Below are 25,398 nucleotides of genomic sequence, written 5' to 3'. Positions count from 1 at the left end.
ACATAGGCAGGCCTGCCTTGCGGCAAACTTATCTTGTTTCCTACGCGAGTATTAACTCGATCAGGTTCAACGGGACCCGGATTAACCGATCTCAGCTCTTTAAAGAGCACCCCGACAAGAAGCAATCCGCAGTGTACGCACTGCATAAGATAAACTGCAAGTACACACGAGCAAACACTAATCTGTACAATGCTTTAAACAATGCTCGGGCACGCTTGACCGCCTGCATGATCAGCCGTAGCCTTAATGTGATTTCTCTTTGTAAAACCTAGGATATTGACGATGCGAGTACTGTCGCTTACTTTTGCTATAGCTACAGTTTTGGGATCGATGGCCTACGCAGCGCCTATCGCTCAAAACAAAGTTAACCTGCTTGAGGTCTACCAGCTTGCGGTTGATAATAACGCCGATTTAGCCGCAGCCCACGCTGACTACAAAGCACAAAGTGAGCGTGTCCCGCAAGCACGTGCCGGCTTACTGCCACAGATTGGCGCTGGTGCCAGCAATACCAACAGCCGCAACAAAGTTGATATCACCGAAGGACCTGATCCCAGCAAGAGCTCTATAACCACTTCGCGCAGCGCTTTAGTTTATCAAGCCAGTCTAAGTCAGCCCTTATTCCGCTTAGACCGTTGGTATCAATTGCAAGCCGCACAGTCCAGCAATGAGCAGTCGGCATTAGAGCTATCGGCGATTGAACAAGAACTTATTTTACAAAGCTCTGATGTGTATTTTTCAGTGCTACGCGCACAAGATAACCTGGCCACTAGCGACGCTGAAGAAACCGCATTTAAGCGCCAATTCGACTTAGCCAGTGAGCGCTTTGACGTGGGCCTTTCGGATAAAACCGATGTATTACAAGCACAAGCCGCTTATGATGCTGCTCGCGCCAATCGCTTAGTGGCAGAGCGCATGGTCAGCGATGCTTTTCAAGCAGTCAGCACCCTGACCAATGTGGAACTATCCGCCTTAGAAGGGGTAAAGCATAGCTTGCCAATCCTTGCGCCAACGCCCAACGATGCTACCGCTTGGGTCAATACGGCGATTGAACAAAACCTTGGTTTGCAAGCAATAAACTACGCCGTACAAGCGGCACAAGACAGCGTCAAACAACGCAAGTCTGGCCACGCGCCGACCGTTGACGCCATTGCGCAATACCAAAAAGGTGACAATGACGGCATGGGCTTTATCAACAGCGGCATGCCCGGTATGCCCAGATACAACGATAAGGCTGAGCAAAGCAGTATCGGCATCCAGCTGAATATCCCGCTGTACACCGGTGGCATGACCAGCTCACAAGTGCGTGAAGGTGTTTACCGCCTTGACCAAGCAGAGCAAATGCGCGAAAGCTTACGTCGTAAAACTGTACAAGACACACGCAACTTTTATCGTGCTGTTAACACTGACGTAGAGCAAGTACAGGCTTTAAAGCAAGCAATTATCTCGAGCCAAAGCGCCGTAGAAGCAACACAAATTGGCTACGATGTGGGTACCCGTAATATTGTTGATGTGCTGGATGCGCAGCGCCTTTTGTATGCGGCAGTGCGCAACTACAATAACGCCCGCTATGACTATATTTTGAACAATTTACGCTTACAGCAAACCGCTGGAACCCTGAGCCCAGATAGCCTGCAAGCTCTTTCAGCGTACTTAAATCCCAACTACAACCCAGAGCAGGACTTTTTACCACCGGGCTTAGACAAAGAAATCGAAGCCAACCTGCGTCGCCGTTAAGCAACATAAGACTGACTGCGCACTCTTGCAGTCAGTCTTACAGGTCAGCAACTGCGCTTTACAGACTTAAGCGCATGGATAAGTCCACTGCTTTCACATCTTTAGTTAAAGTGCCCAACGAAATATAATCAACGCCAGTCTCCGCAATTGCGCGGATGGTCTGCTCATTGACGTTACCCGAAGCTTCCAATTGAGCCTGCCCAGCATTGAGCTGCACCGCTGTGCGCATATCTTCTAAGCTCAACTCATCGAGCATAATAATATCTGCACCAGCAGCCAAGGCTTCGCGCAGCTCATCGAGATTCTCCACTTCAACTTCAACCGGTTTGCCCGGAGCAATGCGGTGTGCTGCTGCTACAGTGGCAGCAACCCCACCACAGGCAGCAATATGGTTTTCTTTAATCAGAAAAGCATCGTATAAACCCAAGCGGTGATTATGACAACCACCACAGGTCACTGCATATTTTTGCGCCAGACGTAAGCCAGGCAAAGTTTTGCGCGTATCTAAAAGTTTTACCGCAGTGCCTGCAACCAGGTCGGCAAAATACTGACTGCGCGTGGCTACTGCGGACAAACTTTGCAGAAAGTTCAAGGCCGTCCGCTCGCCCGTCAACAAGGCTCGCGCTCTACCTTCCAGCTCAAACAACACAGCATTGGCTTCAACACGCTGACCATCGGCAACTAGCCAGCGCACAACCACAGTGCTGTCGACCTGACGAAACACTTCATTGACCCAAGCAACACCGCTAATCACTGCTGCCTCACGGGTAATAACGCGAGCGCTGGCAGTTTTATCCGCAGCAATTAATTGCGCGGTAATATCTCCGCTGCCAACATCTTCAGCTAAGGCAATGCGCACATTCGCTTCAATTTCTTCGGTTAACTGCTGCAGTGAAAGGTTCGCCATATTCTGCTCCTCGATAAATGCTGGTCATTATAGTCAGTTGCGAACGCTTTAGCAGTATTAGCCACAATCACCAGAGCAAGCGCTTAAAGCCTGAGTATCTGTGACTCACATCAAACACCCAACAGATACTCCTTGGCTATACTGCATAAGCGCTTATAATCATCTTCAGCTGTTTAGCACTCATATCTAACTCTCAGCGCTCCAAATAGATCTATTTGGACTAGGGTTGTTCTGCCGGGAGACTGCTCGTAATGAAGAACGATGCCAACGTAGTACCTTTTAACCATCAAGATCAGCATCCTTCTGCTGCAGGAAAGTTGCCTGCGGCCCTCTTACGCGTGCGTGATAAAGCAGCAACACTGCTCAAAGACTACCTGCAAGAATTATTTGCCAATGCCGATGACGCATTATTTGAAATGGCCGAGCGCGCAACCAGCAATAACGAGCAAAATGCATTATTTGAAGCAATGCGTGACTTACGCCTCAAGCGCAAACATATTGAGCGTAGTTTTTTACAGCAACTCTTTAGTGCCTTTTCCGAACTCAGCCAGCTCCCATCTACGCAGCCGCCGCAACTTGAAACCCACTCTTTCGAATCTTTATCGCTAGTGCAAGATGATGTACTGGAAGAATCAGTGGCCATTGACAGTATGGTTGCCAAAGTTAAGCGCAGTGATGGTGACGCTCTGCAGCAATTAACTACCCGTTTCAATCATATTTTAAGCAGCAAAACTACAGTTGAAAAAAACCCATTGAACCCACGGGTGCTGTCTGAGTTTTTTATAACCAGCTGTAATAACATCAATTTCTCAATCAACATCAAGCTGATTATCCTCAAACTTTTTGAGAAGCATGTGATCACTGAGCTTGGCGCACTTTACCAAGCCAGTAATCAATTACTCATTGATGCCAATATTTTGCCAGATCTGCCAACAACTGCTGCGACCGCCAAACAACGCCCTACGGTTAGAGCCAGCACTCATCCAGCAAGCGCTGAACCCGTGCTGGATGCTAACGCAACGGTGGCCAACTCTGAGCAATTGCAACTGGCTTTTAGTGAACTGCAAGCCATGTTGTCCGAGCTGCGTGGTAACGTTTTTCCGGCTCGGCAAACACCAGCCGATGCAGTCCCCATTACCAGCAATGACTTAATGCGCCTGCTCACGCACATGCAGCAGCACTTACCCAGTCAGTCGCAACATGATCAAGACTTACGCAAGCAACTCGACCAGCTGCTGCTACGCGCCAGCGCCAACAGCAAAGAAACCCGTATTGTCGGCCAAGTCGACGATGACGTTATCAATCTCGTATCAATGCTATTTGAGTTTATTTTAGATGACCACAATCTACCTGATTCACTCAAAGCATTAATTGCCCGCTTGCAGATTCCACTGCTTAAAGTAGCAGTACTGGATAAAACGTTTTTCAACCGCGGCAATCACCCGGCACGGCGTTTACTCAACGAGATTGCCTCTGCCGCGCTTGGCTGGAGCGATCAAGATGCTGAGCGCCGTGACAGCTTGTATCAAAAGATCGAAAGCATAGTGCAGCGCACGCTGACAGATTTCAGCGATGACCCTAATATTTTCAACGAGTTACTGGCTGACTTTATTGCCTTTACCGGCAAGGAAAGACGCCGTAGCGAGCTGCTGGAGCAACGCACCCGTGATGCGGAAGAAGGCCGCGCGCTGGCTGAAACTGCACGGGTGCATGTGGAGCAAGAACTCAACACGCGTCTTTTGGGTAAAACTTTACCCGAAGTCGTAGTGCAGTTGCTGCAGGACGCTTGGAGTAAAGTACTGTTGCTGACGTACCTAAAAAACGGTCCTGACTCCAGTCAATGGCGTGATAATTTAGCCACCATGGATGATCTTATCTGGAGCATCGAGCCACACGAAGACGTTGCAGCACGCTTAAAACTATTACAACTGGTACCTGCGTTATTGCGCCAGTTGCGCGAAGGCTTTTCCAATGCGGCCATTGATCCATTTATCACCAGTGATTTTTTTAGCCGCTTAGAAGCCCTGCATGTGCAAGCCTTCCAACGTTATAAACAACAAGCTGCAGCTGCTGTTACCGAGCCCGATGCGGTAGCAACAAACAGTTATACTGCTTTGAATGAGCAGCTCGAAGATTTACCGCTGCAGCCGGAACAACCCAGCGTAGCCACAGTGATGGTCGAGGTGCAAGAAGAGATTGTCTTGCAGCAGCCCGAAACCACTGATAGTTCGCCCAGCAAGATTGTCCTCGCAGAAGATGACCCAGCCTTGTTGCAAGTGGACAGTTTGCACACCGGTAGCTGGCTAGAGTTCAGCCAAAATGAGCAAGACAAATTGCGCTGCAAGTTAGCCGCGATTATAAAATCAACCCAGCGTTATATTTTTGTTAACCGCAGTGGGGTTAAGGTACTTGAGAAAACCCGCATGTCTCTCGGCCTAGAGTTTAAAAACAATAACGTTGTGCTACTTGATAACGCCTTACTCTTCGATCGCGCCCTAGAATCTGTCATTGGTAATTTGCGGCGCCTAAAAAACACCTAAGCCCAAGCTATAAATCTTTATAGTCACTCTGCGCTATTGAGCTAGACGGACTTGAATATCAGCACACCACAGGTTTTCAGTCACACGTGGCTGCCAGCGTCCCCGTAGCGGCTGCAAACCTACAAAGATCAGGCGCACATCACCGTTGTGCTGCTCCAGCAACCAGCGTATCGGCTCTGCAGAGCCTTCTGTAGAGCCCAAGATCAACTCTCCTTGCGCCGACTCCCCTAGCGTATCTTGCAACAACAATTGGTAAGCGCCCTCAAGAGTACTGCTCTGAACTTCTGCAGGGGCAGATAAACACACGGCTAAACCATCGGCATAAGCCTGCACCTGAATAACTCGATGCGCATACTGCCTTGGCGGCTCAGTTAAGCGCCCAAGCATCAAGCCCAGCAAAAAACCAAACAGCATAAGACTGGCTAAAAACTTCACCAGTAACTGCCGCCTAGGCAAAGGATCCAAGGTAGAATTGGTCTCTATTTTATAGTCAGGACTACGCATGTTTCACGTCATTCTCTTTGAGCCAGAAATCCCACCAAACACGGGTAATATTATCCGCTTATGTGCCAATGTCGGCTGCAGCTTACATTTAATTGAACCGCTTGGCTTTGTTTTTGATGACAAGCGTTTACGCCGCGCAGGACTCGACTATCAAGAGTTCGCTCAGGTGCAACGCCATGCCAATTTACAAGAGTGTTTAGACGTTTTACAGCAACCGCGCTTATTTGCCTTTAGCACTAAGGGCAAACACAGTTACGCTCAGGTGCAATATCAAGATGGCGATGCCTTTATTTTCGGCCCTGAAACCCGCGGACTGCCTGAAGAAGTGCGCAATAGCATACCGGCAGAGCAACTGGTGCGCTTACCCATGCGCGACGGCTCACGCAGCTTAAACTTATCCAACACCGTTGCCATTGCGGTGTATGAGGCTTGGCGTCAGCTGGGTTTTGCTAAGCAATAAAAAAACACCCCAACACATATAAAAGCTGTCGAGGTGCTGGTTGAGCCTAAGCTGCGCTTTATAAAAGCAAGCTGCGAATTTCTGCTAACAACTCACTGAGCCGGCGAGTAAAGTGCGCTGCGGCAACACCATTGATCACTCGGTGATCATACGACAACGACAGCGGCAACATTAAGCGCGGATCAAAGCTTTGTCCATTCCAGACTGGCTGCATAGTAGCCCGCGACACCCCTAAAATAGCCACCTCTGGGGTGTTTACTATAGGCGTAAAGCCTGTGCCGCCAATATGCCCAAGGCTAGAGATGGTAAAACAGGCACCCTGCATATCCTCTGCGCGGAGTTTTTTCGTGCGGGCTTTCTCTGCTAGCTCAGCAGCCTCGCCGGCTAACTGCAACAAGCTTTTCTGATCCACATCCCGAATCACTGGCACTAATAAGCCGTCTGGGGTATCCACAGCAAAGCCTAAATGCACATATTTTTTGCGAATCAAGGCTTTACCACTTGGTGCCAGCGAGCTGTTAAAGTCTGGCATTTCTTTTAATAAATGCGCACAGGCTTTCAGCAAGAACGGTAATATGGTCAGCTTAACTCCAGCTTTTTCTGCTACGGTTTTTTGGCTGACACGGAATGCTTCCAGCTCAGTAATATCCGCGGCTTCAAACTGAGTTACATGCGGCACGTTGAGCCAGCTACGATGCAAATTCATCGCCCCCACTTGCTGCAAGCGGGTCATTGGCACTTCTTCAATCTCGCCAAAGCGGGTAAAGTCCACCTCTGGCACTGCAGGAATAGCACTGCCAGATTCTGTAGAAGCGCTGCTTTGCTTAGTCAAAACAGACTGCACATAAGCGTGCACATCTTCTTTCATCACCCGTTTGTGCGGGCCTGTAGCAGTTACCAGTCCTAAGTCGACACCAAACTCGCGAGCCAGTTTACGCACCGCTGGACCAGCATGTACGGCACTCTTTTTGCGTTTATCTGCAGGCGGTGCAGTGGTCGGTGCCACCGAAACGGCAGCGCTGGGTTTTGGTATTGGCGCGGCAGCTGGGTCTGGCTCAGGGGCAGCAACTTCTACTGTTGGCTCTTGACCGCTAACAGCCGCAGCTTGCGCTACTTTCACCTTAAAGATTAAATCACCAGTGCCCACTTCGGCGTCCAAGCGCACCAGAACTTCCACCACTTCACCACTGACGGGCGAAGGTATTTCCATACTGGCTTTATCTGACTCTAAAGTAATCAGTGATTGCTCTGCAGTGATTTCATCACCCACTGCCACCAGCACCTCAATCACACGAGCTTTACCTGCCGAACCAATGTCAGGTACATGTATTTCTTCCACCACATTTTCTGCAGCCACTTCAGCCACACTGGGTAGTGGCTCAGTTTTTGCGGTAGGTGTTGTAGGTTCTGGTTCTGGTGCCGCCTCTACCTGCGGCTCCGCATCCGCTGCCGGCTCTGCATCCACTTCAAGCTCTAATAGATCATCGCCTTCTTTCAAGCGATCCCCCAATTTAATGGCTAAGCTTTTGATCACCCCAGCTTTCGGTGCTGGAATTTCCATGCTGGCTTTATCCGACTCCAGAGTCAGCAGGCTCTGTTCTGCCTCAATCCGGTCGCCAACTTTGACCAAAATCTCAATCACCTCACCCTCACCGCTGCCGATGTCGGGTACGCGAATTAATTCACTCATTGTCGCTCTCCTCAGCAGTCCAGTGGGTTAGGTTTATTCGCATCGATACCATACTTATCCATGGCATCGAGCATCACTTGTACATCCATTTGTCCTTGTGCAACCAACCCCTCTAACGCAGCCAGTACCACCCAGTAGCGATCGACTTCAAAGAAATGACGCAGTTTTTTACGCGAGTCACTGCGGCCAAAGCCATCGGTACCCAGCACTTTATATTGCTCTTGCGGCACCCATTGGCGCACTTGATCAGCATAGAGTTTCATATAGTCAGTGGAAGCAACCACCGGCCCACGTCGGCCCTCAAGGCACTTTTCAATATGTGATAAGCGTACGTCTTCACGGGGATGCAAACGGTTCCAGCGTTCTGCATCTAAGCAGTCACGGCGCAACTCATTAAAGCTGGTAACACTCCAAATATCAGCACCAACCCCGTACTCATCGCGAAGCATTTTCGCCGCTTCACGCACTTCCAACAAGATAGTACCGCTACCCAGCAGTTGCACATGCAAATCACTGCTGCGCTTATCTTCTTCGAGCAAATACATGCCGCGAATAATGTCCTCTTCAATCCCGTCACGCTCAGGCATCGCGGGCTGCTGGTAAGACTCGTTCATCATCGTGATGTAGTAGTAGCGGTCTTTTTGCAGCTCTAGCATTTGATAAATGCCTTCACGAATAATCACCGCCATTTCATAGCCGTAAGCGGGGTCATAGGCGTGGCAGTTTGGAATAGTGCCGGCCAGAATATGGCTGTGGCCATCTTGGTGCTGTAAACCTTCACCATTAAGGGTAGTGCGCCCGGCAGTCCCGCCCATCAAGAAACCGCGGGCATGAATATCACCCGCTGCCCATGCCAAGTCACCAATGCGCTGGAAACCAAACATCGAGTAAAACGCATAGAACGGCAACATCGGTTGATTATGATTACTGTAGGCTGTAGCTGCGGCGATCCAAGCTGACATGGCGCCAGCCTCGGTAATGCCTTCTTCGAGAATCTGGCCTTTTTTCTCTTCTTTGTAATACATCACTTGGCCGTGATCCACCGGCTGATAGAGCTGGCCCACAGCAGAGTAAATACCCAGCTGACGGAACATGCCCTCCATACCGAAGGTACGCGCCTCATCTGGCACAATAGGTACGATACGGCTACCTAGATCCTTATCTTTTAACAGCTGCGCAAGAATTCGTACAAACACCATGGTGGTGGAGACTTCACGCTCACCGGTGCCATCCAAAATAGTTTTTAAGGTTTCCAGCGCTGGCGTTGGAATGCTCATGCTCTTCATCCGTCGCTGCGGCACAAAACCACCGAGCTCTGCACGCCGCTCTTTGAGATAACGGATTTCTGGACTGTTTTCTGCAGGACGATAAAACGGCAAACTCTCAATATTTTCATCCGCTACCGGTATATCAAAGCGGTCACGGAAGCCTTTGAGACTTTCTAAATCAACTTTCTTAATATTGTGGGCAATATTTTGTGCCTCACCGGTACCTGTACCATAACCCTTAATGGTTTTCGCCAAGATCACCGTCGGCTGACCTTCATGATTTACCGCAGCATGGTAAGCGGCATACACCTTAAAGGGATCATGGCCACCGCGGTTCAGCTTCCAGATTTCATCATCAGTTAGGTCATCCACCATTGCTGCTAAGCGTGGATCAGCACCAAAGAAGTCCTTGCGTACAAAGGCACCATCGTTGGCTTTATAGTTTTGATAGTCGCCGTCTAACGCTTCATCCATACGGCGCTGCATCACTCCTTCAGTATCTTTAGCGAACAGCGGATCCCACAAGCGGCCCCACAATACTTTAATAACGTTCCAGTCAGCCCCGCGGAAGTTACCTTCCAACTCCTGAATGATTTTGCCATTACCACGCACCGGGCCATCTAAACGCTGCAGGTTGCAGTTGATCACAAAAATCAGGTTGTCGAGCTTTTCACGGCCTGCCAGAGAAATCGCACCCAAGGATTCTGGCTCATCGGTTTCACCGTCACCTAAGAAACACCAAACCTTCTGTTTGCCAGGCTGAATAAAACCACGGTGCTCAAGGTACTTCATAAAGCGCGCTTGATAAATGGCTTGGATCGGGCCTAAACCCATGGAGACTGTTGGGAACTGCCAGTAGTCAGGCATCAACCATGGGTGTGGGTACGACGATAAACCTTCGCCATCGGTTTCACGGCGAAAGTTATCCAGCTGCTCTGCCGTCAAACGCCCCTCTAAAAAAGAGCGGGCATAAATACCGGGGGAAGCATGCCCCTGAAAATAAATTAAATCACCACCGTGCTCTTCGGTTGGCGCTTTAAAGAAATAGTTAAAACCAATGTCATATAAAGTGGCGCTGGAGGCAAAGGTGGCAATGTGGCCACCTAAGTCTGGGTCTGATTGGTTAGCGCGCATCACCATAGCCAGGGCATTCCAGCGCACTAACGAGCGAATTCGCCGCTCCATAAATAAGTCACCGGGCATACGTGCCTCATGAGTGACTGGAATGGTGTTGCGATACGGCGTCGTAATTGCGTGGGGTAAGCGGGTCCCATCACGACTGGCCATCTCACCTAAGCGCGATAAAATATAGTGCACACGCTCTTCACCTTCGTGGGCGTGGACCGACTCCAAAGCATCCAGCCATTCTTGTGTTTCTACCGGATCTAAATCTTGCATGTTTCGCTCCCAAAATGAGGGTCTATTTATGATGGACCTATACGTGCTTTATGTCTTGTGAACAATCAGCCCATGGCACAGCAAAGTCATATTTTCTTTCATCATGTAGTTTTACTACAAAATGACGCATGAGTCAGCATCTATTCGCTAGTTCTTTTGGGTAAGTTTTTTCTTCACCGCCATGCTGACTCAATTTCAGGTATCTTTATGAAAACTTTTGCTGCAAACCATTTCAGGATTACCCATGACTCCTCTGCTACTGGATTCAATCCCATCAGACTTACTGTTCTTACAACAAAAAGCTCAGCGCGAATGGGCGCATGCCCTCGAAGAGCAGCAAATAGCCAATCCTTTATGGCCTGAAAGCCGCTACCAAGCCTTTATTCGAGTCTGCACCCTCAGCGACTTTGTGCTCAGCCAAGCCATTCGTGATCCGCAAATGCTGATTGACTTAGTGCGTTCAGGGCAACTGGATCGCACCTTAGTGCCCGGTGAGATTCGTCACCAACTGCATGAGCGTTTAACTGACTGCAACGATGAAGCCAGCTTGCTGCTGCACTTACGTCAACATCGCAACTACCAACAAGTGCGTATTATTTGGCGTGACTTGCTGCGCCAAGCTGAGCTGAGCGAAACCTGTCGCGACTTATCAGCCATGGCCGACGCCTGTACCGACCTTGCCTATCATTGGCTCTATAAACAACATTGTCAGTTGTTTGGCACCCCAATTGGTCGTTATAGCAAGCAACCACAACAACTGGTGGTGCTGGGCATGGGCAAACTCGGAGCCTATGAGCTCAACCTCTCTTCCGATGTGGACTTGATCTTTACTTACCCGGAAGGAGGCGAAACTGAAGGCGCAAAACGCAGCCTCGACAATCAAGAGTTTTTCACCCGTCTCGGGCAAAAACTGATTAAAGCCTTAGACACCATCACCGCAGATGGCTTTGCCTTCCGCGTGGATATGCGCCTGCGCCCTTACGGCTCCAGCGGCCCTTTGGTCTACAGTTTTACCGCCATTGAGCAGTACTATCAAAACCAAGGCCGTGACTGGGAACGCTACGCCATGATTAAGGCCCGGGTGGTGGCCGGCGACCAAAATGCAGGGTCACGTTTACTGCGAATTTTACGACCTTTCGTTTATCGGCGTTACTTGGATTTCTCCGCCATTGAAGCGCTGCGCTCGATGAAGCAGCTGATTCAACAAGAAGTTCGCCGCAAAGATATGGACGACAATATTAAACTCGGCTCTGGCGGTATTCGTGAAGTGGAGTTTATTGCCCAAGCCTTTCAGCTGATCCATGGTGGACGTGATTTAAGCCTGCAGCAACGCCCTCTACTGAATATTTTAGATACCCTCGCCGCGCAGGGTTATATGCCCTCGGCGGATGTCACTGAGTTAAAAGATGCGTACCGCTTTTTACGTTACACCGAGCATGCATTACAAGCTGTTGCTGACTTACAAACCCAAAGCTTGCCCGATACGGCACTGGAGCAAGCACGCCTGGCTTTTATCATGGGCTTTAGCGACTGGACGACTTTTATTGGCCAATTAATGTATTGGCGCAAGCGCATCGAATACCACTTCCGTGCGGTGATCGCCGACCCTGACGCGGATGATGAAGAGTGCATTGGTGGTGAGTGGCTGCCAGTTTGGGAAGACAGCATTGCTGTAGAAAGTATTTACCAGCAGTTTAGCGACGCTGGCTATCAAGACAGTCATGCCGCTTGGCAGCGTATTGTACAATTGCGCGAAAGCGCACAGCTGCGGGCTATGCAGCGTATTGGCCGGGAACGTTTAGATACATTTATGCCACGCTTTTTAGCGCAAACTGTTGAGCACGACAACCCCGACCTCGTCCTCGAACGGGTCTTACCCTTAGTTGAAGCTGTGGCCCGTCGCTCAGCCTATTTAGTGCTGCTCACAGAGAACCCTGGTGCATTACTGCGGGTCATTAGCTTATGCGCTGCCAGCCCGTGGATTGCCGAGCAACTCTCACGCTTCCCTGCACTCTTAGACGAGCTACTTAACGAAGGACGACTGTACCGACCACCTTTAGCCCCAGAGTTAACTGCAGAGTTACGCGAACATTTACTGCGCATCCCCGAAGAAGACGTAGAGCAGCAAATGAACGCCCTACGCCACTTTAAACTAGCCCACCGCCTGCGGGTTGCCGCCTCAGAAATTGCCGGCACCTTGCCACTGATGAAAGTCAGTGATTACCTGACTTGGTTGGCCGAAGCGATTCTTGAACAAGTGTTGCACTTGGTTTGGAATGAAATGGTACGCAAGCACGGCCTGCCAAAACGCCTCGATGGCAGTCCCAGTGAACTCGATTTTGTCGTGGTGGGTTATGGCAAACTAGGTGGCATTGAATTAGGCCACGGCTCGGATCTTGACTTGGTGTTTATTTACGACTGCGATCCTTTAGCGGAAACCGACGGCCAACGCCCTATCGATGGTGCCCAGTTTTATACCCGCATGGGCCAACGCATTATTTTTATGCTGACCACCCGCACCACTGCTGGCGGCCTTTATGATGTAGATATGCGCTTGCGCCCCAGTGGTGACTCCGGTCTATTGGCCAGTTCGCTTAGCGCTTTTGCCCGCTACCAAGCAGAGCAAGCTTGGACTTGGGAGCACCAAGCGTTAATCCGCGCCCGTGTTTTAGTTGGCAGTGCGACACTGACCGAGCAATTCAACCAAGTTCGCCTAAAAATTTTAGGCCGTCAGCGTGATTTATCTGTTCTGCGCGATGAAGTCAGCGAAATGCGCGAAAAAATGCGGCATAATCATGGGACTCAGATCACCCAAGGTGGTTTAGGCCAAAATGCATTCAGTGCTGATGTCCCATTTGATCTCAAGCAGGACGCTGGTGGTATTGTTGACATCGAATTTATGGTGCAATATGCCGTCTTAGCTTGGTCATGGCAATATCCACAACTGGTAACCTATACCGATAACATCCGTATTCTTGACGGTCTCGGCGCAGAAAACCTGTTCAGCGCGAACCATGTTCGCACCCTGCAGGAGGCTTACAAAGCCTATCGTGCTGCAGCCCACCGTCTGGCCCTGCAAAAGCAGCAAGGCGTGGTTGAAGGCAATCTATTTATAGACGAACGTCATGCAGTGATGGGCGTTTGGCAAGAGCTGGGCTTGAGTTATTTGTAATCAGACTTTTAATATTATTTTCAGGAGCACGTAACAATGTCGATGGCTGATCGTGATGGTGTTATTTGGTATGATGGCGAGATGGTTGAATGGCGTAACGCAACCACTCACGTTCTGACTCACTCATTACACTACGGCATGGGCGTCTTTGAAGGTGTTCGCGCCTACAAAACCCCAAAAGGTACCGCAATTTTTCGCTTAGAAGCACACACTGATCGTCTGTTTGAATCAGCCCACATCATGGGTATGAAAATTCCTTTTACTAAGGAAGAAGTAAACCAAGCAGTGATTGCTGCAGTGCGTGACAACAATCTGGACAGCGCCTATATCCGTCCGCTGGCATTTTACGGCTCCGAAGGCATGGGCATCCGTGCTGACAACCTAAAAGTGCACCTGATTGTGGCCGCTTGGCATTGGGGCGCCTACATGGGTGATGAAGCCCTGCAAGCAGGTATCAAAGTCCGTACCAGCTCCTTTACCCGCCACCATGTCAACATCACCATGACCCGGGCCAAATCCAGCGGTGCTTATGTCAACTCCATGCTCGCCCTGCAAGAAGCAGTATCTGGCGGCGCTGATGAAGCACTGCTACTGGACCCAGAAGGCTATGTGGCTGAAGGCTCTGGCGAAAATATTTTCATCATTAAAAATGGCGTAATTTACACTCCAGAAGTGACCGCCTGCTTAAACGGTATTACCCGCAATACAATTTTAACCCTGGCCAAAGAGCGCGGTATTGAAATTGTTGAGAAGCGTATTACCCGTGATGAAGTGTACATTGCTGATGAAGCGTTCTTTACCGGTACTGCGGCGGAAGTAACGCCAATTCGCGAGGTGGATAACCGTCAAATTGGTATTGGACGTCGTGGCCCAATCACTGAAGTGCTGCAAAAAGCCTACTTTGATTTAGTTACTGGGGAAACCGATGCCTATCCAGAGTGGCGCACCATCGTCAGCTAAGTTTGAGTGACAACGAAAAAGCCCGCTGAAATTTTGCGGGCTTTTTTGTGCGTATTGGTTGGCTAGACTATGGCTTTAAACTTTTCTTAGCGTACACATCATAACGACTGGACTTACCATCCAGACTATAAGTCGGTGCAGGCCCGTCAATGCTTGGCGCTTTACGCGGTCGCTTAACCACCACCCGATGGGTCGCTAAAGCCAACGCGGCAGCCAGTAACTGTGGAGCGTCATCATCTGCCCCAACCAATGGCTTAAACAGGCGCATTTCTTTTTTTACTAAGGCACTTTTATCACGACTGGGGAACATCGGATCAAGGTGAATCACTTGCGGCGCTTGCGCTGTCCAAGCCGACATCAACTCAATGGCATTGCCAAGCAATAAGGGCATGCGCTGCACGATGCCAGCTACGTCCACATCCAGTAAGGCGCGGCGCAAACCATCCGCAAGTAATGCCGCAACAATGGGATTGCGCTCAATCATCTGCACCTGACAACCCAAGCAGGCTAAAACAAAGGCATCACGGCCCAAACCAGCAGTGGCGTCTAAGATTGTTGGGCGCACACCGGCTTGCACACCCACTGCCTTGGCAATCATTTGCCCGCTGCCGCCCCCAAACTGGCGACGATGAGCTAATGCACCTGCAATAAAGTCCACTCGAATCGGCCCCGGCGCAGCACGTCCCAGCTCCTGCAATTGCAAGCCGTCAACACTGACCTGCAAAGCAAACTCAGCTTCGCCTGCTAGCGGCAAGCCAAGCTCAGTAGCCCACTGTGTGGCTGAAGCCTGATCTGCGGCGGTCATCGCATCGACACGAATAAGTACAGGAGTGGTTAAAGTTAAATCAGACATTTACGCGTACAAATCAAGTCCAAGCACTGTGCTGGCTTCTTCTGCTTGATTATTGAAGCCTGCGGTAGTGCTATAACTGGCCAGAGCTTTGCTGGCCTGATAATCCTGTGCTGGATTATTTAGCGCTTGACGAGCTTCATACTGTTGCAGCTGCATAGATGCTGCTGGGCGCTGCACGGCTTGATAGGTCTCCAGCGGTGCAGCACTGGCAAGGTTATTGGGCTGCTGTTGACGGTTCTGGCTTTCTGCTTGGCGTACAGCCGCATCCATCTGCGCACTGGCATCAGGGCGCGTGGTTCGATTGGGCACATAAGCGGGTGAAAAACCGTCAATACGCATTGCAGTAAAATCCTATAGGCAGGTCAATACTGTAACCATACTCAGGCTACAGTTCAATCTGGTTAAGATTGCTTAGGGGTGGCTACTTGATCACGCAGATAAATCGGCTGCGCTGCCTGCGCCGCAATACTTTCACCGCGCTGCCACATACCTTGAGCTAAGGTTAAAATATCTGCAGCATGGGGTAATAACTGCGCATCTTTAGCGCTGACAGGCACCGCAATACGCTCGGCATAGGCTTGCCAACCAGTGCCTGCAGCAAACCAGTCGCCTTGCGCGTTACGTGGTAGCTGGGCACCTTCAGGCGCCACTACTGCCTCCATACCCTGCAAGCTCACTTCACCATTAACTAAGGTAAAGCAGCCCCAGTACACCTCGTCCATCCGCGCATCAATGGCCACAGCAACCTGACTCACCCCATGCTCTCGGCAAGCACGCTGGGCTATTGCTGCTAAATTTGAAACTGGCAACACCGGCAGTTCCAGTGCAAAAGCCAAGCCTTGCACGACACCCACAGCAATGCGTAAGCCAGTAAAGGCTCCCGGTCCACGGCCAAAAGCAATAGCCTCAATTGCGGTTTTAGCAATACCTGCCTCGGCTAAAACCTCACTGATCATTGGCAAAATAGATTGAGCATGCAGTCGGGGAATGACCGCGTAACGGCTGAACACCTGACCATTGTGTAATAACGCAACAGAGCAAGCTTCAGTGGCCGTATCCAGCGCCAGCAAAGTAGTCATGGTTAATCATCAAGTAATTAAAAAAGAAATTGTAGCAGGCCCACTGCAAGCAAGGGCAGTAAGCAATGAAAAAGAGTAAAGAATGCATTCACTATGACATCGAAAGGTCACTGCAACAGTGAATGCATTCCCGTAACTCTGTGCTTAAGCGAGCGCCGCCATAACTTTAGCGGTGATCTGCTCAACCGAACCAACACCTTCAATAGCGCTATATTTAGGTGTGCCATTGCTTGCGGCTAAGTCTTGGTAGAAAGCCACTAGCGGCTTGGTTTGAGAGTGATACACAGACAAACGGTGACGTACAGTTTCTTCTTTATCATCTTCACGTTGGATCAAGTCTTCACCGGTTTCATCGTCTTTGCCGGCAACCTTCGGTGGGTTGTGCTCAATGTGGTAAGTACGGCCTGAAGCTGGGTGCATACGACGACCGGCAATGCGGCCAACGATTTCTTCGTCTTCCACAGCAATTTCAATCACGTGATCAATCTCAACACCGGCATCACGCAAAGCTTCGGCCTGCGGGATAGTGCGCGGGAAGCCATCGAACAAAAAGCCATTGGCGCAGTCATCGGCCAAAATACGCTCTTTAATTAAATCGATGATGATGTCATCTGAAACCAAACCACCGGTTTCCATCACTTCTTTAACTTTCAAGCCCAGCGGGCTTTCAGCTTTCACTGCAGCACGCAACATATCACCGGTAGAAATTTGTGGGATGTTGAATTTTTTCGTAATAAAGCCAGCTTGTGTGCCTTTCCCGGCACCCGGCGCTCCTAATAAAATCATGCGCATTATCATTTTCCTCATATCATCATTACTATTATAAAAAACATCAGCAGCGCCATGAGCCAGCACGCTGCACAATTAAATAGGGTGGCTTTGTTGAGCCCAAAAATTGACCAAGATACACATCAGTCTTTAGTCGCACAAGAAAAATATCCACACAGTGCGCTAAAGCTAAAGCCGTACAGCCAGGCGAACTAGTGCAAAATAGCGCTAACCCGCATGTACAGTTCGCTCTGCGGCCCAATGTCGCAGCGCCGCCAGCTCCTCCGCCATCACCACTGACAGTGGCACTGTGCGCTGCAAGGTTTCCAGCATCAATTCTTGCGCCATCGGCACCTGACGTGCTTGCGCGGCATAGAGCGCCGAAACCACAGCCTGCTCTATTTCTGCTCCAGAAAAGCCCTCGCTAACCAACGCCAGCGCGGCCAAATCATAATCAGCAGTGCTTAACTCGCGTTTTTGCAAATGGATTTTAAAGATATCTTCGCGTACCGCAGCAGCCGGTAAATCAACAAAGAAAATCTCATCAAAGCGACCTTTGCGCATTAATTCAGGTGGCAAACGTTTAATTACGTTAGCCGTTGCCACCACAAAAACAGGTGCTTTACGCTCGGCCATCCACGTGAGCAAAGTACCCAACACACGCTGACTGACACCATTATCTAAGTCGCCAGTGGCTAAGCCTTTTTCGATTTCATCCATCCAAAGCACACAAGGCGACATGCGCTCTGCCATCAATAAGGCTTCACGCAAATTACGTTCAGTTTCGCCAAAGTACTTATTGTACAAACTGGCAAAATCCAACCGCAGCAAAGGCAAGCCCCACAAGCCGGCCACTGCTTTTGCCGCTAAGCTTTTACCGCTGCCCTGCGCGCCTAAGAGCAACATCCCCTTAGGCAAATCTTTGGCAGTACCGGCCATAAAAGCCGCTTGGCGCTCAGACAACCAGTGTTTTAAATTATGCAAACCACCCACATCAGCAAAACGGGCAGTATCTGCTTCATAGCCAAGTACGCCATCTAAATCGAGCAACTGAAACTTAGCTTTATTGAGCTCTGGTAAATCTTCTTGGGTAATGGCACCGTCATCACAGATTAAACTGCGGGCCAGCAGGCGGGCATCCGCATGACTTAAGCCGCGTAAATTTTTCACCACCTGCTGCAAGGTGCGATTATCAGTGCGGACCCGCAAACCGCGATTAGCCGCACTCCAACGCACCGCTTCCTCCCGCACAATCGCCAACAACTCATCTTCACTGGGCAAAGATAAACTAAAGCGCGCAGCATAGCGTTGAACCTCAGCGGGCAGCTTTAAGGCATGGGAAACTAAAATCAAAGTAGGCTTCTGCGGCCCAGTAGCCATGGCAATATCTTTGACTAGGCGGATGAGCAAGGCATCATTGTCTAAAAAAGAATGCAGATCAAAAAACACATACAACCCCGCTTGTGGGTCCGCTTTGACTAGACGTAAAGCCTGCTCTGGAACCGCACTGCCCTCAAGCGGTGTACCGCCAAAAGCCATGCCTTGTAAGCCTTCACTGATGGACCAGACCCGCAGGTTGATACCCCGCTGCACCGCCAACGAAGTTAAGGTTTCTAAGACCCGCAGCTCATCCCAAGACTCAATAACAATTAGCCGCACCCGCGCATCTAATACCAGCTGCAAATCTTTCAGATCATTTTTCAAAGTACGATAACCTATCAAAACCTTTTCAATACTGGCGATTGCTGTAACAGCCAGCTAAACTCGAAGAATGTTACAACAACCAGAGGCCTATGTTATGGATTGTTTGTTTTGCAAAATTGTGGCTGGCGAAATCCCAGCACGTAAGCTCTATGAAGATGAACACGTGGTTGCTTTTCACGACATCGCGCCACAGGCACCGGTGCATTTTCTGGTGATTCCCAAAAAGCACATTGGCATGCTCACTGATTTAACCGCTGAAGATACTTTTTTAGCGGGGCATATTCTGTATACCGCACAGCGTTTAGCCAAAGAGCAAGGTTGTGAGGAAGGTTTCCGTGTGGTGATGAACACCAATGAACTCGGTGGACAAACGGTGTATCACATCCACATGCATGTGCTCGGTCAACGCCAATTAAGCTGGCCACCCGGTTAGTTCCACCGAAGTTGTGCTGCACCTTTATTACGGCTATTCACTAGGAGCCTGCTATGCCCTCTCAACGCCATTACTCACCAGTTGATCGCCTCCTGCTGCAAGCAGATGCAGCGCTGCGCACTTTAGTACCCAACAGTAGCCATGCCAGCCGCCCGTCGCCGGCGCTGGTTGAGCCGCACAGCGCCCTCGATGCAGAGCAAACCCGTCATATTGCTGGTTTAATGCGCATCAATCACACTGGCGAAGTGTGTGCCCAAGCCCTTTATCAAGGCCAAGCCCTCACCGCCAGCTTGCCGCATATCCGCGAGCAAATGGAACATGCAGCTGAAGAAGAAGTGGATCATTTGGTGTGGTGTGAGCAGCGCATTCGTGAGCTAGGTAGCCACACCAGTCTGCTTAACCCATTGTTTTATGGCTTATCTTTTGCAATTGGCGCCAGCGCTGGAGCAATCAGCGATAAAGTAAGTTTAGGCTTTGTGGCGGCGACAGAAGATCAGGTATGCAAGCATTTAGACGATCACTTGCAACAAATTCCTAGCAGTGACCGCAAGTCCCGAGCCATTCTCGAACAAATGCGTATCGACGAAGAAGAGCACGCAACCAGTGCCTTGGATGCCGGCGGTTATCGCTTTCCAGCACCCATTAAGTTTGGCATGAGTCTTATGGCCAAAGTTATGACCAGCAGCACTTATCGGATCTAATCAGCAGTTTTAATCAGCCGCAAAATAAAAAAAGCGCCGACTGTTCAGCGCTTTTTTATCATCTAGCGATCAGGCCTTTAGCGGCTGTTTTGCGGCATATTACGGCCATAAAAAATCTCTAGCATTTCATGCCGCAAGCGCTCTTCCACATCACGGCGCTGCTCATACGAAAGACTGCGCGTGGCATCACCAAATAAGTAATCATCCAGATCAAAGTTTTTCAGCAGCATTTTGGTGTGAAACAGATGCTCCTGATAGACGTTCACATCTGTTAGCTGATAAGCGGCGCGTGTATCTTCTGTTAAATAATTCTGGATCGAGTTAATTTCATGATCAATAAAATGCTTGCGCCCTTCCACATCACGGGTAAAGCCGCGCACCCGATAATCAATAGTGACAATATCTGAATCAAACTGGTGAATCAGATAGTTCAGCGCCTTCAGCGGCGAGATCACTCCGCAAGTTGAGACATCAATGTCCACGCGAAAAGTCGACAGACCATCCACCGGATGGATTTCCGGGTAGGTGTGCACAGTAATATGGCTCTTATCCAAATGCGCCAAAATCGTCTCGGGTAATGGCCCTGGAGATTCTTCGATTTGGCTGGCAGTGGGCTCCACCGGTTCTTCAGAAATCAGAATAGTGACACTAGCACCCTGTGGCTCATAGTCTTGCCGGGCAATATTTAAAATATTGGCACCAATGATATCGACAACATCGGTCAGTATTTGGGTGAGACGCTCAGCATCGTACTCTTCATTGATGTAACCAACATAGGCTTTTTGGTCATCGGTGGTACGCGCATAACTGATGTCATAAATATTGAAGCTCAACGTCTTGGTGAGATTGTTGAACCCGTGTAGTTTAAGTTTACTGGTCAACGTTCGCCTCTCTTCACTGGTGCGGCGCCGCCGCGTGATCATTCGCCTTACAACTGTACTTACTCAAGCAGTAAGGCGGCTGCGTCAGGTATTGCCCCAGCTCTGCGCTAGGCGTTTGACTTATCCTGACACGCTGCTTGGCATGCAACAGCGCAGCGCGCCATTATGCAGAGCAAGGCTTGTAGATGCCAGTTTTAAAGCACAATAGATCCAGACATCACTTAAGCAGTTTCGGCAAGCTCGATGATCTCAAAGCTATGGGTAATCTCAACCCCAGCACGCCCCAACATGATCGAGGCTGAGCAGTACTTTTCGGCCGACAAATCCACTGCCCGCTTAACGACATTTTCTTTTAAATTTGTGCCTGTAACAATAAAGTGCAAAGCGATTTTGGTAAACACTTTGGGCTCAACATCGGCACGTGTTGCATCAATGTGCACTTCACAATTTTGCACTGCTTGGCGTGATTTTTTTAAAATACTGACCACATCAAAATTGCTGCAGCCACCTAAGCCCATCAGTAGCATTTCCATTGGCCGCACACCCATATTGCGCCCACCACTGTCTTCCGGGCCATCCATAACCAGTGCATGACCACTGCCTGACTCAGCTAAAAACATCGCCTGCTCAACCCACTTCACCCGCGCCTGCATAATGATTCTCCTGTTATGCCCTGTAAAAGCAGCAAGCTTACCACAGCGCTCACTGCCACTGGCTCTGAGATAAAGGCTTTAAAAACCTTGAAAAACGTGACCTTTTTCACAATCCTGGAAAAACCTTGCCTTAAGTAGGCTTATCTTTATGATTAGTACGGCACACTTGTAGGAATAACAAAAACGACAATAATAATAAAAACAAAAGTACTTGCCTCGCTTTATTAAGGCTTGATTCACTCTTGGGGTACCGCACACATGGTTGCCATTACACTGACACCAAAAATTAAGAACATTGATAAAATACTTGAACACTGCCACAAACGTCGTTTTGCTAGCAAAAGCACTATTATTTATGCAGGGGATAGCTGCGAGTCATTATTTTTCATTTTGCAGGGCTCTGTCACCATTTTAATTGAAGATGATGATGGTAAAGAAATGATTATTGCTTACCTTAATCCGGGGGATTTTTTTGGTGAGCTTGGCTTGTTTAATAGCAGCAGCAAAGATGAACAAGAACGCAGCGCTTGGGTGCGCACTAAAACTGAATGTGAAGTTGCTGAAATCAGTTATGCCAAATTTCGCGAACTCACCGAGCAAGATCCGACAATGCTGTATGCCTTGGGCAACCAAATGGCTGATCGCTTGCGCAACACCACCCGTAAAGTGGGCGACCTAGCCTTTTTGGATGTGACTGGCCGTGTCGCTGGAGCACTATTAGAACTGTGCAAACAGCCCGATGCCATGACCCACCCAGATGGCATGCAGATTAAAATTACCCGCCAAGAAATCGGCCGCATTGTTGGCTGCTCGCGGGAAATGGTCGGGCGCGTGTTGAAAAACCTTGAAGAGCAAGGATTGGTCGACGTTAAGGGTAAAACCATGGTGGTGTTCGGTACGCGTTAGCGCCTAGCAGCAATTTCAGCTAAGGCCTGTGTAGTCATACTCAGGCCTTTTTTATGCCTAACGGTGCACCGGACGTTTTTGCAACTTGCGCTGCAAGGTGCGCCGGTGCATGCCTAACGCCCGCGCCGTAGCCGATATATTACCGTCATGTTCAGCTAAAATACGCTGAATATGCTCCCATTGCACACGATCAACTGACATCGGGTTTTCAGGGATCAGGGTGGCCAAATCTGCATGATCAGACAACAACGCAGCCAATACATCGTCAGCGTCGGCTGGCTTGCACAAGTAATTGGCAGCACCGCGCTTAATCGCTTCAACAGCAGTGGTGATACTCGAATAGCCGGTTAAGATCAGCACTTTCATCTGCGCATCCAACTCCAGCAGTTTAGGTAAGAGCACTAAACCCGAGTCGCCTTCCATTTTTAGATCCAACACTGCTAAATCCGGCATATCGACTTTGGCTAATGCTAAGCCCTCATCTGCCGAACTGGCTATGGATACTCGCAAACCTCGGCGTGACATTGCGCGTGCCATAACCCGGGTAAAGGTTTCATCATCATCTACTAATAATAAATGCGGCTGTTCTTCACCTTCAAATAGGTTTTCCTCAGTCACTTGCAACTCCTCACTTAAAGCATTGTATGCATCCGCGGCAAACGTAACTCAGTCAACGTTCCCCCGCCCTCTTGGTTATACAACTTTACCGTCCCCCCTGCACGGGTAACGCTAATCTGACTTAAAAATAGCCCCAAACCAAAACCTTTGCCCTTGGTGGTAAAAAAAGGTTTGCCCAATTGTTCAGCTATGGCCAAAGGAACGCCTGCGCCATAGTCACGAATAGTAATCAGCACCCACAGCTGATCCCAACTTAAGCGTATCAGCAGATTATCTGGACAGGCGTCTGCAGCATTGTTGAGTAGATTTAATAGCGCCTGGGTTAAATCCACCGGCGCCATCAAGGTTGGCGCCACACCCTCGCCAAGCAATTGATAGCGGTAGGTGGTCTCTGGGCGCATTAAATGCCAACGTTGCAAGGCTGCTTCTAGCCAGCTGGTCACACTTTGCTCAGCAATGGTTTGGCGGCGATCAGCTTCAGCGGCGCGCACCAAATGCTGCAAAGTTCCTTTACACATCTTTACCTGCTCTTGCAGTAAAACTAAATCCTCTTGTAGCTCAACCTCCGCGCGATGCTCATGGCGCAACTCCGTTAACAACACACTCATGGTCGCTAAAGGTGTGCTCAACTCATGGGCAGCACCAGCAGCCTGAGTCGCTACAGCCAGCAATTGCTGATCGCGCATGCTGTCTTCGCGGCGCGCGGCGCGCAGCTGATCTTGCTCACGCACCGCTTGCGACATTTTCGCCACAAAAAAAGTAATAAAGGCCGCCGATAAAGCAAAGTTGAGCCACATACCAAACAGATGCAGGGTAATCAGTAGCTCACCCACTTGCTCTCCTTGCAAATGTAAGGGGCGATACCAAATCAGCAAAGCAGTATAACCACTCAAAGCTAAACCGCTGAGCACTACGGAATAAAGCCAAGGCAAGGTTGCTGCAGCAATAGTCAAGGGCACTAAGTAATAAGCCACAAAGGGGTTAGTAGAGCCACCCACGTAGTACAGCAGACCACTGTGAATAAACAAGTCCATCGCCAAGTGTGCAGCAAACTCAAACTCAGTGACCGGCCAGCTGGCACGCAAGCGTAAGCCAGTCAAAATACACATGCTCAAAGATAGCCCCAAGAGCACCAGTAGCGGCAGCCAGGCCAAAACCACCAGACCGCTCATATAGGCAAAACCGAGCGTACCTGCCTGCGCCGCAAGAACTAAAAGACGTATCCAGGTCAAGCGCCATAAGTTCTGCCGGCTGGCAGATAACAGCTGTGTGGGTGCTTGCATAATTTCTCCTTAACAGCCCTAGAGTATAACCGCCCAACGGTTAAACGCTGCAAACTGCGACCCATAGTCACAGAAAACACCGGCAGGGAACCACCAACTGACTATACTGTCAGTATCTGCAGTAGCTAAGATTTCCACGGAGTGATTATGATCAAGCGATTACGCGCCACACCTTTTGCCCTATTTTTGGCCATGCTCAGCGCCAGTCCTGCGCTATTAGCCAACGAGCAACCCTATAATCAAGTGTCTTTGCGCGCCGAAGCCCAACAGGAAGTCGCGCACGATCAAATGCAAGTCATCCTCTACACCGAGGCTCAGGATACTGACCCTGCCCGCCTCGCTGAAACAGTAACCCAAGCGTTAAATCAGGCGGTTGCAAAGGCCCGCCAGCAAGCGCACGTTAATGTAAAACTGGGCAACCGCAGCAGCTACCCTGTGCATGACAGTAAAGGCCAAAAAATCACGGCTTGGCGCGAACGTGCAGAACTACGCTTAGAAAGCACGGACTTCTCCGAGCTATCAGCACTCACTGGCGAACTGTTAAAAACATTAAAAATGGCCAACATGCAATTTAGCATTGCCCCCAAAACACGAATCAGCAGCGAAGACCAACTGCTCCAAGAAGCCATTAGTGCATTCCAAAACCGCGCTCAACTAATCACTACAGCCTTAGGCGGCAGCAGCTATAAAATAGTGAGTTTAAACTTAAACAGTAATGGTTTTTCACGCCCACCAATGTATGCGCGCTCAGCTAAAATGCTCTCGGCATCAATGTCTGACGAAGCAGCTGTGATACCTGAAATAGAAGCCGGTAGCAGTCAAGTGAGCATCATTGCTGATGGCGTTATTGAAGTTTCTCGCCCTTAAAATAATTTAGGCAGCACTG

At 49.7% G+C, this 25,398-nt stretch carries 22 protein-coding genes and 1 riboswitch; of the genes, 9 read left to right on the top strand and 13 right to left on the bottom strand.

Annotated features, from left to right (window positions below; translation table 11 throughout):
* Positions 1-20: 20 nt before the first annotated feature.
* Positions 21-124: riboswitch (TPP riboswitch) on the bottom strand.
* 158 nt (positions 125-282) lie between these two features.
* The gene (locus O6P33_RS03935; RefSeq protein WP_420094960.1) at positions 283-1,734 is read left to right on the top strand and encodes a TolC family outer membrane protein; all 1,452 of its coding nucleotides are present in this window, start codon (positions 283-285) and stop codon (positions 1,732-1,734) included.
* 58 nt (positions 1,735-1,792) lie between these two features.
* Here O6P33_RS03935 and nadC read toward each other — a convergent pair whose 3' ends face one another.
* Positions 1,793-2,641, bottom strand: coding sequence for a carboxylating nicotinate-nucleotide diphosphorylase (gene nadC, locus O6P33_RS03930; RefSeq protein WP_269818945.1), 849 nt, complete (start codon positions 2,639-2,641; stop codon positions 1,793-1,795).
* 251 nt (positions 2,642-2,892) lie between these two features.
* Between nadC and O6P33_RS03925 the strand changes: the two genes are divergently transcribed.
* On the top strand, positions 2,893-5,181 hold the full coding sequence (locus tag O6P33_RS03925) for a DUF1631 domain-containing protein (RefSeq protein ID WP_269818944.1): 2,289 nt from the start codon (positions 2,893-2,895) through the stop codon (positions 5,179-5,181).
* A gap of 33 nt (positions 5,182-5,214) precedes the next feature.
* On the opposite strand, the gene O6P33_RS03920 is transcribed toward O6P33_RS03925, so the two are convergent.
* The gene (locus tag O6P33_RS03920) at positions 5,215-5,685 is read right to left on the bottom strand and encodes a hypothetical protein (protein WP_269818943.1); all 471 of its coding nucleotides are present in this window, start codon (positions 5,683-5,685) and stop codon (positions 5,215-5,217) included.
* On the opposite strand from O6P33_RS03920, the gene trmL reads away from it, so the two are divergent.
* Positions 5,684-6,145, top strand: a complete 462-nt coding sequence (gene trmL, locus O6P33_RS03915; RefSeq protein ID WP_269818942.1) for a tRNA (uridine(34)/cytosine(34)/5-carboxymethylaminomethyluridine(34)-2'-O)-methyltransferase TrmL — start codon at positions 5,684-5,686, stop codon at positions 6,143-6,145. The genes O6P33_RS03920 and trmL overlap by 2 nt on opposite strands.
* 58 nt (positions 6,146-6,203) lie before the next feature.
* On the opposite strand, the gene aceF is transcribed toward trmL, so the two are convergent.
* Together aceF and aceE are read right to left on the bottom strand one after the other, a co-directional pair.
* Complete coding sequence (gene aceF / locus O6P33_RS03910) at positions 6,204-7,835, bottom strand: dihydrolipoyllysine-residue acetyltransferase (protein ID WP_269818941.1); 1,632 nt, start codon at positions 7,833-7,835, stop codon at positions 6,204-6,206.
* An 11-nt stretch (positions 7,836-7,846) separates the two neighbouring features.
* Complete coding sequence (gene aceE, locus O6P33_RS03905; protein WP_269818940.1) at positions 7,847-10,501, bottom strand: pyruvate dehydrogenase (acetyl-transferring), homodimeric type; 2,655 nt, start codon at positions 10,499-10,501, stop codon at positions 7,847-7,849.
* 244 nt (positions 10,502-10,745) lie between these two features.
* On the opposite strand from aceE, the gene glnE reads away from it, so the two are divergent.
* Both glnE and O6P33_RS03895 read left to right on the top strand, forming a co-directional pair.
* A complete protein-coding gene (gene glnE, locus O6P33_RS03900; protein WP_269818939.1) occupies positions 10,746-13,673 on the top strand; it encodes a bifunctional [glutamate--ammonia ligase]-adenylyl-L-tyrosine phosphorylase/[glutamate--ammonia-ligase] adenylyltransferase in 2,928 nt (975 codons plus the stop codon).
* Between the two features lie 36 nt (positions 13,674-13,709).
* A complete protein-coding gene (locus O6P33_RS03895) occupies positions 13,710-14,633 on the top strand; it encodes a branched-chain amino acid transaminase (RefSeq protein ID WP_269818938.1) in 924 nt (307 codons plus the stop codon).
* A gap of 67 nt (positions 14,634-14,700) precedes the next feature.
* Here O6P33_RS03895 and O6P33_RS03890 read toward each other — a convergent pair whose 3' ends face one another.
* From O6P33_RS03890 to O6P33_RS03870, 5 genes are all read right to left on the bottom strand, one after another.
* On the bottom strand, positions 14,701-15,486 hold the full coding sequence (locus O6P33_RS03890) for a class I SAM-dependent methyltransferase (protein WP_269818937.1): 786 nt from the start codon (positions 15,484-15,486) through the stop codon (positions 14,701-14,703).
* A complete protein-coding gene (locus tag O6P33_RS03885; protein ID WP_269818936.1) occupies positions 15,487-15,825 on the bottom strand; it encodes a hypothetical protein in 339 nt (112 codons plus the stop codon).
* 62 nt (positions 15,826-15,887) lie between these two features.
* Positions 15,888-16,565, bottom strand: coding sequence for a tRNA (adenosine(37)-N6)-threonylcarbamoyltransferase complex dimerization subunit type 1 TsaB (gene tsaB, locus O6P33_RS03880; RefSeq protein WP_269818935.1), 678 nt, complete (start codon positions 16,563-16,565; stop codon positions 15,888-15,890).
* Between the two features lie 144 nt (positions 16,566-16,709).
* The gene (gene adk / locus O6P33_RS03875) at positions 16,710-17,357 is read right to left on the bottom strand and encodes an adenylate kinase (protein ID WP_269818934.1); all 648 of its coding nucleotides are present in this window, start codon (positions 17,355-17,357) and stop codon (positions 16,710-16,712) included.
* Between the two features lie 204 nt (positions 17,358-17,561).
* Complete coding sequence (locus tag O6P33_RS03870) at positions 17,562-19,037, bottom strand: AAA family ATPase (RefSeq protein ID WP_269818933.1); 1,476 nt, start codon at positions 19,035-19,037, stop codon at positions 17,562-17,564.
* Between the two features lie 94 nt (positions 19,038-19,131).
* Between O6P33_RS03870 and O6P33_RS03865 the strand changes: the two genes are divergently transcribed.
* Both O6P33_RS03865 and coq7 read left to right on the top strand, forming a co-directional pair.
* The gene (locus O6P33_RS03865; RefSeq protein ID WP_269818932.1) at positions 19,132-19,470 is read left to right on the top strand and encodes a histidine triad nucleotide-binding protein; all 339 of its coding nucleotides are present in this window, start codon (positions 19,132-19,134) and stop codon (positions 19,468-19,470) included.
* Between the two features lie 53 nt (positions 19,471-19,523).
* Positions 19,524-20,171 (top strand): 2-polyprenyl-3-methyl-6-methoxy-1,4-benzoquinone monooxygenase, encoded by a 648-nt coding sequence (coq7, locus tag O6P33_RS03860; RefSeq protein ID WP_269818931.1) that lies wholly within the window; start codon positions 19,524-19,526, stop codon positions 20,169-20,171.
* A 77-nt stretch (positions 20,172-20,248) separates the two neighbouring features.
* Here coq7 and speD read toward each other — a convergent pair whose 3' ends face one another.
* Positions 20,249-21,052, bottom strand: coding sequence for an adenosylmethionine decarboxylase (gene speD, locus O6P33_RS03855; protein WP_269818930.1), 804 nt, complete (start codon positions 21,050-21,052; stop codon positions 20,249-20,251).
* 221 nt (positions 21,053-21,273) lie between these two features.
* Positions 21,274-21,705: an OsmC family protein gene (locus O6P33_RS03850; RefSeq protein WP_269818929.1), complete on the bottom strand. Its 432-nt coding sequence runs from the start codon at positions 21,703-21,705 to the stop codon at positions 21,274-21,276.
* A gap of 258 nt (positions 21,706-21,963) precedes the next feature.
* On the opposite strand from O6P33_RS03850, the gene crp reads away from it, so the two are divergent.
* Positions 21,964-22,611, top strand: coding sequence for a cAMP-activated global transcriptional regulator CRP (crp, locus tag O6P33_RS03845; RefSeq protein ID WP_269818928.1), 648 nt, complete (start codon positions 21,964-21,966; stop codon positions 22,609-22,611).
* A gap of 57 nt (positions 22,612-22,668) precedes the next feature.
* Here the strand turns inward: crp and O6P33_RS03840 are convergent, their stop codons facing one another.
* Positions 22,669-23,229 carry a response regulator transcription factor gene (locus O6P33_RS03840; protein WP_269818927.1) on the bottom strand — a complete coding sequence of 187 codons (561 nt, stop codon included), beginning with the start codon at positions 23,227-23,229 and terminating at the stop codon, positions 22,669-22,671.
* A gap of 14 nt (positions 23,230-23,243) precedes the next feature.
* On the bottom strand, positions 23,244-24,512 hold the full coding sequence (locus O6P33_RS03835) for an ATP-binding protein (RefSeq protein WP_269818926.1): 1,269 nt from the start codon (positions 24,510-24,512) through the stop codon (positions 23,244-23,246).
* Between the two features lie 147 nt (positions 24,513-24,659).
* Between O6P33_RS03835 and O6P33_RS03830 the strand changes: the two genes are divergently transcribed.
* The gene (locus O6P33_RS03830; RefSeq protein ID WP_269818925.1) at positions 24,660-25,379 is read left to right on the top strand and encodes an SIMPL domain-containing protein; all 720 of its coding nucleotides are present in this window, start codon (positions 24,660-24,662) and stop codon (positions 25,377-25,379) included.
* Positions 25,380-25,398: the final 19 nt, after the last annotated feature.

The organism is Denitrificimonas caeni, from assembly GCF_027498055.1.
Taxonomy (GTDB): domain Bacteria; phylum Pseudomonadota; class Gammaproteobacteria; order Pseudomonadales; family Pseudomonadaceae; genus Denitrificimonas.
This window is presented reverse-complemented; position numbering and strand designations above follow the sequence as displayed.

Bases quoted from the DNA above. Each gene is read 5' to 3' on its own strand.
- nadC (WP_269818945.1), bottom strand. From the start codon at position 2,641: ATGGCGAACCTTTCACTGCAGCAGTTAACCGAAGAAATTGAAGCGAAT.
- glnE (WP_269818939.1), top strand. From the start codon at position 10,746: ATGACTCCTCTGCTACTGGATTCAATCCCATCAGACTTACTGTTCTTA.
- adk (WP_269818934.1), bottom strand. From the start codon at position 17,357: ATGCGCATGATTTTATTAGGAGCGCCGGGTGCCGGGAAAGGCACACAA.
- O6P33_RS03850 (WP_269818929.1), bottom strand. From the start codon at position 21,705: ATGCAGGCGCGGGTGAAGTGGGTTGAGCAGGCGATGTTTTTAGCTGAG.
- O6P33_RS03885 (WP_269818936.1), bottom strand. From the start codon at position 15,825: ATGCGTATTGACGGTTTTTCACCCGCTTATGTGCCCAATCGAACCACG.
- tsaB (WP_269818935.1), bottom strand. From the start codon at position 16,565: ATGACTACTTTGCTGGCGCTGGATACGGCCACTGAAGCTTGCTCTGTT.
- O6P33_RS03925 (WP_269818944.1), top strand. From the start codon at position 2,893: ATGAAGAACGATGCCAACGTAGTACCTTTTAACCATCAAGATCAGCAT.
- O6P33_RS03830 (WP_269818925.1), top strand. From the start codon at position 24,660: ATGATCAAGCGATTACGCGCCACACCTTTTGCCCTATTTTTGGCCATG.
- O6P33_RS03895 (WP_269818938.1), top strand. From the start codon at position 13,710: ATGTCGATGGCTGATCGTGATGGTGTTATTTGGTATGATGGCGAGATG.
- O6P33_RS03890 (WP_269818937.1), bottom strand. From the start codon at position 15,486: ATGTCTGATTTAACTTTAACCACTCCTGTACTTATTCGTGTCGATGCG.
- O6P33_RS03935 (WP_420094960.1), top strand. From the start codon at position 283: ATGCGAGTACTGTCGCTTACTTTTGCTATAGCTACAGTTTTGGGATCG.
- aceF (WP_269818941.1), bottom strand. From the start codon at position 7,835: ATGAGTGAATTAATTCGCGTACCCGACATCGGCAGCGGTGAGGGTGAG.
- coq7 (WP_269818931.1), top strand. From the start codon at position 19,524: ATGCCCTCTCAACGCCATTACTCACCAGTTGATCGCCTCCTGCTGCAA.
- aceE (WP_269818940.1), bottom strand. From the start codon at position 10,501: ATGCAAGATTTAGATCCGGTAGAAACACAAGAATGGCTGGATGCTTTG.
- O6P33_RS03835 (WP_269818926.1), bottom strand. From the start codon at position 24,512: ATGCAAGCACCCACACAGCTGTTATCTGCCAGCCGGCAGAACTTATGG.
- crp (WP_269818928.1), top strand. From the start codon at position 21,964: ATGGTTGCCATTACACTGACACCAAAAATTAAGAACATTGATAAAATA.
- O6P33_RS03920 (WP_269818943.1), bottom strand. From the start codon at position 5,685: ATGCGTAGTCCTGACTATAAAATAGAGACCAATTCTACCTTGGATCCT.
- O6P33_RS03865 (WP_269818932.1), top strand. From the start codon at position 19,132: ATGGATTGTTTGTTTTGCAAAATTGTGGCTGGCGAAATCCCAGCACGT.
- trmL (WP_269818942.1), top strand. From the start codon at position 5,684: ATGTTTCACGTCATTCTCTTTGAGCCAGAAATCCCACCAAACACGGGT.